At 66.9% G+C, this 13,375-nt stretch carries 15 protein-coding genes; 14 read left to right on the forward strand and 1 reads right to left on the reverse strand.

Translation table 11 applies throughout. The features are described 5' to 3' along the window. Positions 1-93 precede the first annotated feature (93 nt). The 9 genes from NA12_RS12320 (at position 94) to NA12_RS12355 (ending at position 8,920) form a co-directional block, all read left to right on the forward strand. Complete coding sequence (locus tag NA12_RS12320; RefSeq protein ID WP_067449536.1) at positions 94-951, forward strand: helix-turn-helix transcriptional regulator; 858 nt, start codon at positions 94-96, stop codon at positions 949-951. A 45-nt stretch (positions 952-996) separates the two neighbouring features. Continuing rightward, positions 997-2,115, forward strand: a complete 1,119-nt coding sequence (gene prfB / locus NA12_RS12325) for a peptide chain release factor 2 (RefSeq protein ID WP_067449406.1) — start codon at positions 997-999, stop codon at positions 2,113-2,115. A gap of 128 nt (positions 2,116-2,243) precedes the next feature. Next, the gene (locus tag NA12_RS12330) at positions 2,244-3,101 is read left to right on the forward strand and encodes a mechanosensitive ion channel family protein (RefSeq protein WP_067449407.1); all 858 of its coding nucleotides are present in this window, start codon (positions 2,244-2,246) and stop codon (positions 3,099-3,101) included. Next, positions 3,088-3,243, forward strand: coding sequence for an Rv3103c transmembrane domain-containing protein (locus NA12_RS33630; RefSeq protein WP_157106389.1), 156 nt, complete (start codon positions 3,088-3,090; stop codon positions 3,241-3,243). The genes NA12_RS12330 and NA12_RS33630 overlap by 14 nt, the downstream gene beginning before the upstream one ends. 54 nt (positions 3,244-3,297) lie before the next feature. Then, the gene (gene ftsE, locus NA12_RS12335) at positions 3,298-3,987 is read left to right on the forward strand and encodes a cell division ATP-binding protein FtsE (RefSeq protein WP_067449408.1); all 690 of its coding nucleotides are present in this window, start codon (positions 3,298-3,300) and stop codon (positions 3,985-3,987) included. Further along, complete coding sequence (gene ftsX / locus NA12_RS12340) at positions 3,987-4,889, forward strand: permease-like cell division protein FtsX (protein ID WP_067449409.1); 903 nt, start codon at positions 3,987-3,989, stop codon at positions 4,887-4,889. Before ftsE ends, ftsX begins: the two co-directional genes overlap by 1 nt. A gap of 279 nt (positions 4,890-5,168) precedes the next feature. Continuing rightward, positions 5,169-6,566: an acyl-CoA dehydrogenase family protein gene (locus NA12_RS12345; protein ID WP_371855987.1), complete on the forward strand. Its 1,398-nt coding sequence runs from the start codon at positions 5,169-5,171 to the stop codon at positions 6,564-6,566. Between the two features lie 30 nt (positions 6,567-6,596). After that, positions 6,597-7,811: an acyl-CoA dehydrogenase family protein gene (locus tag NA12_RS12350; protein WP_067449411.1), complete on the forward strand. Its 1,215-nt coding sequence runs from the start codon at positions 6,597-6,599 to the stop codon at positions 7,809-7,811. A gap of 161 nt (positions 7,812-7,972) precedes the next feature. Next, positions 7,973-8,920 carry a DUF1206 domain-containing protein gene (locus tag NA12_RS12355; RefSeq protein WP_243654705.1) on the forward strand — a complete coding sequence of 316 codons (948 nt, stop codon included), beginning with the start codon at positions 7,973-7,975 and terminating at the stop codon, positions 8,918-8,920. Between the two features lie 127 nt (positions 8,921-9,047). Here NA12_RS12355 and NA12_RS12360 read toward each other — a convergent pair whose 3' ends face one another. Continuing rightward, a complete protein-coding gene (locus NA12_RS12360) occupies positions 9,048-10,010 on the reverse strand; it encodes a DUF5996 family protein (protein WP_067449412.1) in 963 nt (320 codons plus the stop codon). A 224-nt stretch (positions 10,011-10,234) separates the two neighbouring features. Between NA12_RS12360 and NA12_RS12365 the strand changes: the two genes are divergently transcribed. The 5 genes from NA12_RS12365 to NA12_RS12385 all read left to right on the forward strand — a co-directional run bounded on the left by NA12_RS12365 (position 10,235) and on the right by NA12_RS12385 (position 13,359). Further along, on the forward strand, positions 10,235-11,218 hold the full coding sequence (locus tag NA12_RS12365; protein ID WP_067449413.1) for an AurF N-oxygenase family protein: 984 nt from the start codon (positions 10,235-10,237) through the stop codon (positions 11,216-11,218). Positions 11,219-11,304: 86 nt separating this feature from the next. Further along, a complete protein-coding gene (locus tag NA12_RS12370) occupies positions 11,305-11,607 on the forward strand; it encodes a type II toxin-antitoxin system Phd/YefM family antitoxin (protein ID WP_067449414.1) in 303 nt (100 codons plus the stop codon). After that, on the forward strand, positions 11,604-11,981 hold the full coding sequence (locus NA12_RS12375; RefSeq protein ID WP_067449415.1) for a PIN domain-containing protein: 378 nt from the start codon (positions 11,604-11,606) through the stop codon (positions 11,979-11,981). The genes NA12_RS12370 and NA12_RS12375 overlap by 4 nt, the downstream gene beginning before the upstream one ends. Before the next feature lie 153 nt (positions 11,982-12,134). After that, entirely contained in the window at positions 12,135-12,767 is a 633-nt protein-coding gene (locus tag NA12_RS12380; RefSeq protein WP_067449416.1) for a hypothetical protein, read from the forward strand. A 97-nt stretch (positions 12,768-12,864) separates the two neighbouring features. After that, positions 12,865-13,359, forward strand: a complete 495-nt coding sequence (locus tag NA12_RS12385) for an ArsR/SmtB family transcription factor (protein WP_067449538.1) — start codon at positions 12,865-12,867, stop codon at positions 13,357-13,359. Positions 13,360-13,375: the final 16 nt, after the last annotated feature.

A 13,375-nucleotide genomic window follows, 5' to 3' on the forward strand; every position in this document is an offset into this window, starting at 1 on the left:
TCTCGCGGACCGCGAACATCGCAGGGAGACCACGCTGAGAGTGGTAGTGGCACGGCCACTCTGCGCGGCGCCGCGCTGGGTACCGTGGAAGAGGTGAGCGACAACGAACTCGGGCTGTTCCTGCGGACCCGCCGCGAAGCGGTCTCCCCCGCCGAGGTCGGTCTGCCCGCCGGACCACGCAGGCGCACGCCGGGTCTGCGCCGCGCGGAGGTCGCGATGCTGGCCGGGGTCAGCGTCGAATACCTGATCCGGCTCGAGCAAGGTCGTGACAGCCACCCCTCCGCTCAGGTGTTGTCCGCGCTGGCCGAGACGTTGCGACTGACTCCCCGCGAGCGGGTTCACCTGCACCAACTCAGTAAAGGGGTGTCCGGGTTCAGTTGTGGCGCCGCGGAGAACGGGCCCAATCGCACGGTGCGTCCGACGATCCTGGCGATCCTCGCCCAGCTCGAACCCGCGCCCGCCGCGATCACCAACCGCTGCACCGAGATCCTGGCCTGCACCGAGGGCTACCGGAAACTGATGGCGTCCGCGGGGCTGTTCGAGCAGGGTGAGCCGGCCAATGTGGCCCGATTCGTGTTCACCCATCCCGGCGCGCGCGAGCTGTACCCGGAGTGGGACGTGGCGGCGGACAAGTTGGTCGCTTCGTTGAAGCAGGGTCCGTTTCGCGCCGATCCGATGGTGGCCGCCCTGGTCGACGAGCTCACCGTCACCGCGGGCAGCGCCTTCACCGATCGCCTCACGAGCCTGCCAGGGCTACCGCCGTCGGGCGGTATCGACCGGATCGGCCATCCCGAGGCGGGCACCCTGCGGCTGGCCTACGAATCACTGGATCTGTCCATCGACGACGACCAGTCGCTCTACGTCCTGCTCCCCGCGGACGAGGCCAGCGCCGGCGCGCTGGACCAGCTGGTCGGACGCCGCCCGGGTGGGCTGCGGTCCATCGCAAGCTGAGGCGAATACGTGCGGTGTCGGAGGGGACCGGTAGCCTAGGTCATCGTGCATCCTGACGTTATCGCCGACCTCGCAGAACTCGACACCACGCTCAAGACGGTCGAGTCGGTTCTCGATGTCGAGGAGCTGCGCCGCCGCATCGACGAACTCGAGCACCAGGCCGCCGATCCCGAGCTGTGGAACAACCAGGAGCACGCCCAGCAGGTCACCAGTGAGCTGTCGCACGCGCAGAGCGAATTGCGCCGGGTCGAGGACCTGCGCCAGCGGCTCGAGGACCTACCGGTGCTCTACGAGCTGGCCGAGGCCGAGGAGGACGCGGCGGCCGCGGAAGCCACCGCCGACGCCGATGCCGAGCGCGCCGCACTGCGCGTCGATGTCGAGGCGATGGAAGTGCGCACCCTACTCTCGGGCGAGTACGACAAGCGTGACGCGCTGGTCAACATCCGTTCCGGGGCCGGCGGCGTCGATGCCGCCGACTGGGCGATGATGCTGATGCGCATGTACATCCGCTGGGCCGAGCGGCACAAGTTCCCCGTCGAGGTCTACGACACCTCCTACGCCGAAGAGGCGGGCCTCAAGAGCGCCACCTTCGCGGTGAAGGCGCCCTACGCCTACGGCACGCTGTCGGTGGAGATGGGCACGCACCGCCTGGTCCGGATCAGCCCGTTCGACAACCAGGGCCGACGTCAGACCTCCTTCGCCGAGGTCGAGGTCCTGCCCGTGGTGGAGACGACCGACCACATCGAGATCCCCGAGGGTGAGATCCGGGTCGACGTGTACCGCTCGTCGGGCCCCGGCGGTCAGTCGGTCAACACCACCGACTCCGCGGTGCGCCTGACCCACATTCCCACCGGCATCGTCGTGACCTGCCAGAACGAGAAGTCGCAGCTGCAGAACAAGATCTCGGCCATGCGCGTGCTGCAGGCCAAGCTGCTCGAGCGCAAGCGCCAGGAGGAGCGGGCGCAGATGGACGCGCTCAAGACCAACGAGGGCGCTTCGTGGGGCAACCAGATGCGTTCCTACGTGCTGCATCCGTACCAGATGGTCAAGGACCTGCGGACCAACCACGAAGTCAACAATCCGACCGCGGTGCTCGACGGCGATATCGACGGCTTCATCGAATCCGGAATCCGTTGGCGCATGCGCGATCAGGACGACGCGTAGCCAACTGTTCGCTCGCAAACCGTGCCTTTCGCCACGTTTGACCGCACGCCGTGACCCACCTGTAACCTTTCTGGTGTGTGTTCGACCGAACCGAAACTGTGCCTGCGCAGGTCCATGAAGGAGACGCGATGACCGACGTCCTCGCGGCCAACAGCGGACCCGAGATCACCGACTGGATGCGTTCCAGTGGGCTGGAGATCGTCTTGCTGATCGTCGGCGCGATGCTGTTCGGCCGGTTCGCCGCGTTCCTGCGCGACCGGGTGACCACCAAGATCGACTCGGGATTCCAGACCAGCGACGCCCTGGTCCGCACCGAGGCGGCCAAGCACCGGCACGCGCTGGCCCAGGTGGTCACATGGGTGGTGCTGACCATCGTGTACGTGCTGGTCGGCATGGAGGTGCTGCGCAGACTCGGCTTCGCGGTGACGGGTCTGGTCGCGCCTGCGGCGGTGCTCGGCGCCGCGCTCGGTTTCGGCGCGCAGCGCATCGTCCAGGACATCCTGGCCGGGTTCTTCCTGATCACCGAGCGCCAGTACGGCTTCGGTGACGTGGTGCAGATCTCGGTCACCGGCTCCGCCGAGGTGGCCGAGGGCACCGTCGAGGACGTCACCCTGCGCATCACCACGCTGCGCAACTCCGACGGCGAGGTGATCATCGTCCCCAACGGGCAGATCGTGAAAGTCACCAATCTGTCCAAGGATTGGGCGCGCGCCGCGATCGACGTCCCGGTCTCCGCGCAGGCCGACATCACCAAGATCAACGAGATCCTGCACAAGGTGTGCACCAAAGCCTACGAGGATCCCCGCCTCACACCGCTGCTGCTCGACGAGCCGTCGGTGATGGGCGTCGAGGATCTCTCGCTCGAGGTGATGAACATCCGGATGGTTGCCCGCACATTGCCAGGCAAACAATTCGAAGTGGGTCGTGAACTGCGCGTGCGCGTCGCCGCGGCCCTGCGTAGAGAGGGAATCAGTGAGACCACGTAAGTCCACAGCGATCCTGATGGCGGCGTGGCTGGCGACCTTCGTCGTGTACGTGTTCGTCAGACCCACCGATACCACGGCCGAAGGTCCGACCACGTTCCTCAATGCTGTACCGACCTGGGTGAATGTCGACCCCCAACCCTGATCGACGCGCCGCGTCCCGCTGAGACGGGGTGTTCGCTGGCTACACTGGCTCCCCGTGATCACCATGCGCAACGTGACCAAGTCGTACGAGACCTCGACGCGACCGGCGCTGGACAATGTTTCCGTCGATGTGGAAAAAGGCGAGTTCGTCTTCATCATCGGCCCGTCCGGTTCGGGCAAGTCGACGTTCATGCGACTGCTGCTCAAGGAAGAGGCGCCGACCTCGGGCGAGATCCGGGTCGCGGATTTCCGCGTCGACCGGTTGCCCGGCCGGAAGGTGCCCAAGTTGCGGCAGCGGATCGGCTGCGTGTTCCAGGACTTCCGGCTTTTACAGCAGAAGACCGTGGAACAGAACGTCGCGTTCGCGCTGGAGGTGATCGGCAAGCGGCGTCAGTTCATCGAGCGGACGGTGCCGGAGGTGCTCGACATGGTGGGGCTCGGCGGTAAGGGGCAGCGGTTGCCGTCGGAACTGTCCGGTGGTGAGCAGCAGCGGGTCGCGATCGCGCGCGCGTTCGTCAACCGGCCGCTCGTGCTGCTGGCCGACGAACCGACCGGCAACCTCGATCCCGACACCAGTGCCGACATCATGGCCCTGCTGGAACGGATCAACCGCGTCGGCACCACGGTGCTGATGGCCACCCACGACAATCACATCGTCGACGCCATGCGAAGGCGGGTGGTGGAACTCGACCGCGGCAGACTCGTGCGCGACGAGGCGACCGGCGTCTACGGGGTGGGTCGATAATGCGACTGAGTTTCCTGTTCACCGAGGTCGTCGACGGCCTGCGCCGCAATCTGACGATGACCATCGCGATGATCCTGACCACGGCGGTGTCGTTGATGATGCTCGGCGGCGGCATGCTGTCGGTGCGGATGGCCGACAAGACCGAGAATTTCTTCATCGGCCGCCTCGAGGTGCGTTTCTACCTCGACGACGCGGTTTCCGACACCGATCCCGACTGCGCCGCCGACCCGTGCAAGTCGCTGCTGGCCGATCTCAAGCAGACTTCCGGCGTGGAGAGCGTGCAGTTCCTCAACCGCGCCGACGCGCTGGAAGAGGCGAAGAAGCTGTTCGCGGATCAGCCGGAGATGGTGCAGTACATCTCAGACTCGCCGCTGCCCGCCTCGTTGCGGGTGAAGATGACCGACGCCGACCAGTATCAGCACATCTACGACAGCTTCGCCACGCGTCCGGGCGTACGGATCGTGGCCAATGACAAGGAGTTCGTCGACCGGCTGACCAGTCTGTTCGATGGACTACGCAACGCCGCGTTCGGTTTGGCCCTGGTGATGGCGCTGGCCGCGATGCTGCTGGTGTTGAACATGGTGCAGATCGCCGCGTTCACGCGGCGCACGGAAGTCGGCATCATGCGCCTGGTGGGCGCGACCCGCTGGTATACGCAGCTGCCGTTCCTGCTCGAAGCGGTCGCGGCGGCCTTCGTCGGTTCGGTGCTCGCGGTCCTCGGCCTGGTCATCGCCCGGCCGCTGGTGATCGACCGGGCGCTGGGCCCGCTGTTCGACAGCAATGTCTTCCCGCGCATCACCGGCGACGACATCGCGGTGGTGGCCCTGACGATCGCGCCGGTCGGCATCATCTTCGCCGCCGTCACGGCGTATCTCACCCTGCGCTATTACGTCCGCGAATAGCTGGAACGACTCTCACCATCAACCCCGCGCGGTCACGTCGACGGCGGCACAATCCTCATGACACGTAACGAATCGGAATCGGCCGCGACCATGAGTTCGGCCAGAAACGGCGACAACGGCGGCCGATCAGGGTAAGACCAGTCCAGCCGCCGACCAGTGGCCGGCGAGCGGACCGATGATTCGGCAACGGGTCGGCACACTTCTTACTCCGGAGTAAGATAGTCTTACCGAAGAGTAAGATAGTGGGGTCGAAGGTACCCCGACAGCCGAGGAAATCAGGTGATGATGAGCACTCGAGACAGCGCGACGAAGCGACGTCCGAACGACACGTCCGCGGTCGGTCTCAGCCAGCCCAAGCGGGACTGGATGGGCGCCGCGATGCGCGCTTTGACGACCATTACCGGGTCGGAGCTCGCGGGCAAGTACAACCTGCGCAAGCCGATCGAGCGAGTCACCTACGAGGGCACCAAGACCGGGTTCCGCACCCTGGGCGCGGCCACTCGTACGTTCGCCAAGGTCGCGGGCGGCGGCGAACCCAAGCGTCTGGTCGACAACGAGGCCAAGACCAAGGACTACTTCGATCTCACCCCGTCCGACGAACAGCAGATGATCGTCGAGACGGTGCGCGATTTCGCGGGCGAGATCCTGCGCCCCGCGGCCTACGAGGCCGACAACGCCGCCAAGGCCCCGCGTGACCTGCTCGAGCGTGCCGCCGAACTCGGCATCACCCTCATCAACGTGCCCGAGGAGCTGGAAGGCGCGGCCTCCGAGCGCGGCGCCGTCACCAACTCCCTGGTGGCCGAGGCGCTGGCGCACGGCGACATGGGCCTGGCCCTGCCGATCCTGGCGCCGAGCGGCGTCACCGTCGCGCTGTCGCAGTGGGGCACCGACGCCCAGCAGCAGACCTACCTGCCCGCCTTCACCGGCGAGAGCGTGCCGCAGGCCTCCGTGGTGATCAACGAGCCGCGCGCCCTGTTCGACCCGTTCGCGCTGCAGACCAAGGCCGTTCGCTCCCCCAGCGGCTACCAGCTCAACGGCGTGAAGAGCCTGGTTCCGGCCGCGGCCGACGCGGAGCTGTTCATCGTGGCCGCCGAGCTCGACGGGCGTCCCGCGCTGTTCATCGTCGAGTCCGACTCCGCCGGGCTGTCCGTGGAGGCCGACCCGAGCATGGGTCTGCGCGCCGCGGGTCTGGGCCGGCTGATCCTGGACAACGTGGCCGTCGGCGCCGATGCGGTGCTGGGCGACAGCGACGCCAAGACCCGTGCCGCCGAATACGGCGACGCGGTGCAGCTCGCCCGGCTCGGTTGGGCCTCGCTGGCCATCGGTACCGGCCAGGCCGTGCTCGACTACGTGATCCCGTATGTGAACGAGCGTGAGGCGTTCGGCGAGCCGATCTCGCATCGCCAGGCGGTGGCCTTCATGGTCGCCAACATGGCGATCGAGCTCGACGGCCTGCGCCTGGTCACCCTGCGTGGCGCGTCGCGCGCGGAGCAGGGTCTGTCGTTCGCCCGTGAGGCGGCGCTGGCGCGCAAGCTCGCCACCGACAAGGGCATGCAGATCGGTCTGGACGGCGTGCAGCTGCTCGGCGGTCACGGCTTCACCAAGGAACACCCGGTCGAGCGGTGGTACCGCGACCTTCGTTCCGTCGGTGTCGCCGAAGGCATCGTGCTGGTCTAGGCCCGTTTCTCACCTCCGTAGGAGCCCCCCATGATCAATCTCGAACTCCCCAGGAAGCTGAAGGCGAGCGCCAACCAGGCCCATCAGGTCGCCTCGCAGATCTTCCGTCCCATCTCCCGCAAGTACGACCTCGCCGAGCACGAGTACCCGGTCGAGCTCGACACGATGGCCGCCATGATCGAAGGGCTCGCCGATTCCGGCACCCAGAAGATCGGCGGCGCCGCGGGCGGCCGCAACGACGAGGCCGCCACTGACCTCACCGCGAATGCCAACGGCGGCAACATGTCCGCGCTGCTCAATGCCCTCGAGACCTCGTGGGGCGATGTCGGCCTGATGCTCACCATCCCCTACCAGGGACTGGGCAACGCCGCGATCGCCGCGGTGGCGACCGACGAGCAGCTGTCGCGTTTCGGCAAGGTGTGGGCCGCGATGGCGATCACCGAGCCGTCCTTCGGTTCGGACTCCGCCGCCGTCACCACCACCGCCACCCTCGACGGTGACGAGTGGGTCCTCAACGGCGAGAAGATCTTCGTCACCTGCGGTGAGCGCGCCACCCACATCGTGGTGTGGGCCTCGGTCGACAAGAGCCTCGGTCGCGCCGCGATCAAGTCCTTCGTCGTCCCGCGTGACGCTCCTGGCCTGTCGGTGGCGCGGCTCGAGCACAAGCTCGGCATCAAGGCCTCCGACACCGCGGTGCTGCTGTTGCAGGACTGCCGCATCCCCGCCGACAACATCCTCGGCTCGCCGGAAGTCAACGTGGAGAAGGGTTTCGCGGGGGTCATGCAGACCTTCGACAACACCCGCCCCCTCGTGGCGGCGATGGCGGTCGGCGTCACCCGCGCCGCGCTGGAGGAACTGCGCACCGTCCTCACCGAGGCGGGTGTCGAGATCTCCTACGACACCCCCGCGATGAACCAGTCCGCGGCGGCCGCCGAATTCCTGCGCATGGAAGCCGATTACGAATCGGCCTATCTGCTCTCGTTGCGCGCCGCCTGGATGGCCGACAACAAGAAGCCGAACTCCCTCGAGGCCTCGATGTCCAAGGCCAAGGCGGGCCGCACCGGCACCGACGTGACCCTCAAGGCGGTGGAGCTGGCAGGCAGCATCGGCTACTCCCAGCGCACCCTGCTCGAGAAGTGGGCCCGCGACTCGAAGATCCTCGACATCTTCGAAGGCACCCAGCAGATCCAGCAGCTGATCGTGGCTCGCCGCGTGCTCGGAAAGACCAGCTCCGAGCTGAAGTAACCTGGTAGGCAAGGAAATCCGGTGCGAGTCGACTCGCACCGGATTTCTTGTTTTTCGACGCATTCGCTTGTCCGGCAGCAGGTCTGGCCTCATCGAAATCGGTTCATGGTGTTTCAACCCCACAGCGCGGGCATTCCCGCACACGAGAGATGGGGAACATCATGAGCATATTTCGCAGTGCGAGCGCGTTTCGGCGACGCGAACCGGTCCGGACCGATTGGCGTAGCCGGTGGCGGTCCACCCGAAACCGGGGCCGCCAGTCCACCCGGACCCGGGGCTGGGGCCGTCGGACCTATGAACGGGCGCCGCGCAGGTCCGCCGGTTCCGGCGCGCTGGAGTCGGTCGCCCGTTTCGGGTTCGTGGCGCGTGGCATCGCCTACATCGTGATCGGCATTCTGGCTTTCCTGCTGGCGATCGGTACGGCCGAGCACGAGCCGGACGCCGGCGGGGCACTCGCCGCGATCGCCGCGAAGCCGCTGGGCTATCTGCTGCTGTGGATCCTCGTGCTCGGCTTCGCCGCGCTGGCCGTGTGGCGCGCGGTGCAGGTGGCCGGTGCGCGACGGACCTATTCGGGCGGACACCGCACCTACGCCGTGATCTCCGGAATCGTGTACGCCCTGGCTTTCTGGGCCACCCTGCGGTTCGTGATGCACGGCCGCACGCCGACCCCGAGCGATGCGGTGGCCCGCGATCTGACCGGTCGCATCCTGAGCTGGGAGGGCGGGCAGGTGGTCGTGCTGGCGATCGGCGCCGCCATTCTCGTCTTCGGCTTCTGGCAGGCGGCGCGTGGTTTGCGCCTCGACTTCGCCGCGGGCCTTCGGATGGGCTGGATGACGCACGGTATGCGCGAGGCCGCGATCTGGCTGGGCCGTGTCGGTTACCTCGCGCGGGGCGTGATCGTGATCGCCATCGGTTTCGCCGCCATGGTGGCAGCGGTGAACTACGACGCGACGGCTGCCAAGGGCGTCGACGCGGTCCTGCACGATTTCGCCGGAAGCCCCTTCGGCCCTTGGCTGCTCATGCTGATCGCGCTCGGGCTCATCGCCTTCGGCGTGCTGTCCTTTCTCGAGGCCAAGCACCGCCGGACCTACGGCGGCGTCCCGGTCTGATTCGCGAGCCCGACGGGTCGTGCCATCGACGTTTGCCGCATCATCCCGAAAGGGCACTGCGCGGCGATACGTCGATGGCACGACTCGTCGGGCTACACGGGCTGATGTCGCGTCGAGGAACGCGCGGTCAGAGTGCGGTCGTCTCGTCGAGGTGGAGTCGACGATCGAGGCGGTGGGGATCCACATCGAGGAGCGCACGATCCCAGTCGGCCAGGTCGGCGGCCGAGGCGTAGGTGGTATCGAGGAAGTGCAGCAGCGTGGCATCGGGATCGGCGGAATTTCGCACCACGTCGTACGGGAGAACGAACTCGCCGAGGGCGGCGTCCCACTGGGCGCCGTCGGGACCCGCGGGACGCGCCGAGTAGCCCTGCGGAGCCGGGTAGGAGTAGGCGTAGAAGGTGCCTTCGTCGCCACCGGGCCAGAAGCCGGCGCTCGCGCATTCGCGCGAATACGCCTCCTGCATCACCCAGTCGGCGCAGTTGGGGGCGCCGCCGGGGTGCAGCGGCGCGGGGCGACCGGAGAAACGGGTGCAGGCCAGGTCGAAGGAGCCCCAGAAGAATTGCACCGGACTGGATTTCCCGGCGAATCCGGCGCGCCAGCGCTGGAATACTCGTTCGATCTGGACGAGCTGCTGCCAGAACAGGTGGACAGCGTCCGCGTCGTAGGAATGGTGGGTGGTGTCCTCGGCGAAGGGGATGGCCGGGTCGACCTCGTTGGGTGAGGCCTCGATGTCGACCACGATGTCGAGCCGGCCGAGCACGTGGCCGAGTTCGGCGTAGAAGTCGGCGACCGTGCGCGGGCGCAGGGCGACGGTGGCGCGGTGGCCGTCACTGACGCGTAAGACGAGTTCGTGGTCGGCGAAGTCGAATTCGATGTCGAGCAGGCGGCCGTCGACGGGAATCGCACCGGTCGACAACCCGCGCGCGCCGACCGCGAACGTGACATTCCACCAGTGGTTGACCAGCGGCGTGCCTGCCATTGTCAGCTTGCCGATGATCTGCGACCACATGTGCAGGGTGTCGCGGGTATCGGACCAGGTGTCGACGCGCAGGGTCGGCCAGACGGCCCCGGCGGGAGTGGAACGCGGCATCGGATTCCTCGCTCTCTCGGTGCGCGGCCGACGTCGGCCCCGCCCGTTCACAGCCAGGTGCGCTGGCTGACTGGTCAACCGTTCGGCGTGTCCTGCGACGCTTCATCCTACGTCGGCGCTGGTAGATCGCGTCGCAAGGACGGATCGCACCACCAGGGGGGTTGTGTGGGACTCCGAGTCTCATATAACGTGGAGATCGCGCCACACCGAAGGAGACACCGCTGATGCTGTCGACAATCAAGAACACCGCCACCGATCCCGAGTACCACGAGATCCTGCGCAACCTGTCCGAAGGTTCGGTCAACCGACACTTCGACCCCTATGTCGACATCGACTGGGACTCCCCCGAGTTCGCCGTGCACAGCGACGATCCGCGCTGGATCATGCCCGAGGAGGACCCACTGGGTCGCCACCCCTGGTACCGGGCCCAGCCGATCGAGAAGCAGATCGCCATCGGCATGTGGCGCCAAGCCGGCATCGCCAAGGTCGGCCTGGATTTCGAGCAGCTGCTGATCCGCGGGCTGATGCAGTACCTGATCTCGGTCCCCAACGGCGACCCGGAATTCCGGTACATCACGCACGAGGCCGCCGAAGAGTGCAACCACACGATGATGTTCCAGGAGATGATCAATCGCATCGGCTATCGCGATGTGATCGGCATGGGCACCATCGATCGCAAGCTGACGATGGCCATCTGGCCCGCGGTGAAGTACTTCCCCGAACTGTTCTTCACGATGATCCTCGGCGGCGAGGAGCCGATCGACCACCTGCAGAAGTCGTTGCTGCGCGCGGGCGTCGATCTGCACCCGATGGTGCAGCGGGTGATGCAGATCCATGTGGCCGAGGAAGCCCGCCACATCTCCTTCGCCCACGAGTACCTGCGACGCAACGTGCCCGGTATGAACCCGATCACGAAATCGGTTCTCTCCGTGGCTTTCCCGATCGCGATGCGGTTGATGCTCGACATGATCATGACCCCGCCCAAGGAATTCGTCGAGAAGTTCGACATTCCGGCGGAGGTCATGCGCGAGGCCTACTGGGGCAGCGAGCAATCGCAGACCACGATGCGCAATATCTTCGGCGACGTGCGCGCGCTGGCCACCAACAGCGGCCTGATGAACCCGGTCGCGAAGCTGACCTGGCGGCTACTCGGCATCGACGGCCCGGTCACCCGCTACCGCAGCGAACCCGCCCGCAAAGTCGCCTGAGCACGATGACGCCCGCCGGAACAGGCGGGCATCATCGATACCCGTCATCGAACGGCTGAACTGTACATAGCGATGTACAGTTGACTATGGCCGATTACGACAGTGTGCCGCTGACCGAATTGCGTGGTCAGCTGGGAAGTGTTCTCGACGGAGTGTCCGCGAGCGGACGGCCGGTGATCGTGACGCGGGAGGGAAAAGAGTTGGTCGCGGTGGTACCCGCCGAGGTCCTGCGGCACGCGGCACTGCCTCCCGCGTACTTCAACGACGATCTGCGCGAACAGATCCTGGGCAAGCTCGACGCCAGGATCACCCAGCATTCCGCGGCCGATATCGCTGAGGCGCAAGCCAAACTGAGCAAGCTGATGGGCGCGCTGGACAGCCACCAGTGAGCGTCGCCGATCACACCGCGCTCACCACCCTGGCCCTGTCGCCGCTGTTCGGGCAGGTGATCATGCGCCAGTTCACCCAGCAGCGCCGAATCCTGGTGGTGCCGACCGTGAGTCTGATGGCCGCGATGCGCGCCGTCGACAACATCGACGAACTCGGACGCCTGCTCGACAATCGCGTCGCCGTGCGCTGGGCCGAACTCGACGCGCCCACCGCCATCCGCGTCGGCACCACGGTGCCGATGGCCGACAACCATCTCGACTGGCCGCTGATCGCGCCCGTGGTGTTCACCGCGCAGCATCTGGACATGCCGGTCCTCACCGCCAAACCCGAGCTCTATCGCGGCTACAAGGTGGAAATCGCGAATATGCCGTAACCGACGGCCCGAACTCGCCTTCCGGGGTAGTGGCGGATTCCACGGCCGGTGTCGGTACCGTGCACAGGTGGTCGGTGGCTCATCCGCCCGACCGACACAGCGAACGAATCACCAGGGACAGCAGTACCAGGAACACTCGAGGGAGAGCTGGTTATGCATCATCTGAGTTTCACGCGTCGCTTCACCACCGCGGTAGCCGTCACGTCGGCCGCCGTCGCCATCGTCTTCGCGGGCCCTGCGGTCGCGCAACCGTCGCCACCGACTATCGATGTGGCCGCGTCCGTCGCGAAGCTGCGTACATCGGTGGCCGACAATCCGGGCGCGCTCGCCGCCCTCGACAAATTCGCCGCGAAGGGCGCGGTCGAGGTCGCGCTGCCCGCGCAACCGTTCCAGATCCCGGCGACCTCCGATATCGGCCAGAACGGCGGCGGGCCAGGGGTTTACGGCTCTGGCATCGCCCTCGACCTCGACGGCTTCCGCTTCGGTTTCTTCGGCGGCCCCGGCACCATCTCGCCCAACCAGGGCGGCGCCAAGCTCGAGGTCATGTGGCTGAATCTGGCCACCGGGCAGAGCGGTACCGCGGTTTTGACCGAACATCAGGACGTGCCGGTCGACACCACCATCCGCACGGCGCCGCTGAACACCGGCGGCGGGCTGATCGTGGCCGCGGTCTACGGCAACCTGTGGCACCGCTGGTCCGTGCCGGTCGACGACGCGCATCCGGACGGCTTCGCGTACCAGCTCGGCACCATCCAGCAACCCTCGTTCGGCGCCGTCACCCGCTGATACCCGCCCCTGCGCACCCCGGGTCCACGCGATCCGGGGTGCGTTGTCGTTTCGATGAAGCAGCGCAACAGCTTCGGTGTGGCGTAGGTTGACCGGCGTGGAGGATCTGGTCGACCGACTCGAAGAATTGGAACGGCGGGTGGCCGCGCTCGAGAGCGCGCACCCCGAGGACGCGCAGCTGCCGTGGGCGGTGGCGCGGTTGCGGCAGGAGTTCGCCGATGCCGGGCAGCGCACCGGCGGCGTACTGCTGGCCGGTGCGCTGCAACTGCCGACCGGCGAGCGATTCGATTGGCAGGCGCAATACGCCACCGATGCGATCGTCGGCGACGTGTGGACCATCGAGGCCGCCAATTGCCTTGCCGCACTGGCCGACCCGGTGCGCCTGCGGCTACTGCAGGAGATCGTCTACGGCCGCAGGACCGCCGCCGATCTCGCGGCGATCGCCGAACTGGGCACCTCGGCCGAGATCTACCAGCATCTGCGCGAGCTCGCCGCGGTCGGCTGGTTGCAGACCGCGGGTCGCGGCCGCTTCGAGGTGCCGGAGAGCAGGCTCATCCCGCTGCTCGCGACACTGGCGGCCGCGCAGCGCTGACTCGGGCGACCTCTGG

It is taken from the genome of Nocardia alba NBRC 108234 (genome assembly GCF_001612665.1).
GTDB classification, from domain to species: domain Bacteria; phylum Actinomycetota; class Actinomycetes; order Mycobacteriales; family Mycobacteriaceae; genus Nocardia; species Nocardia alba.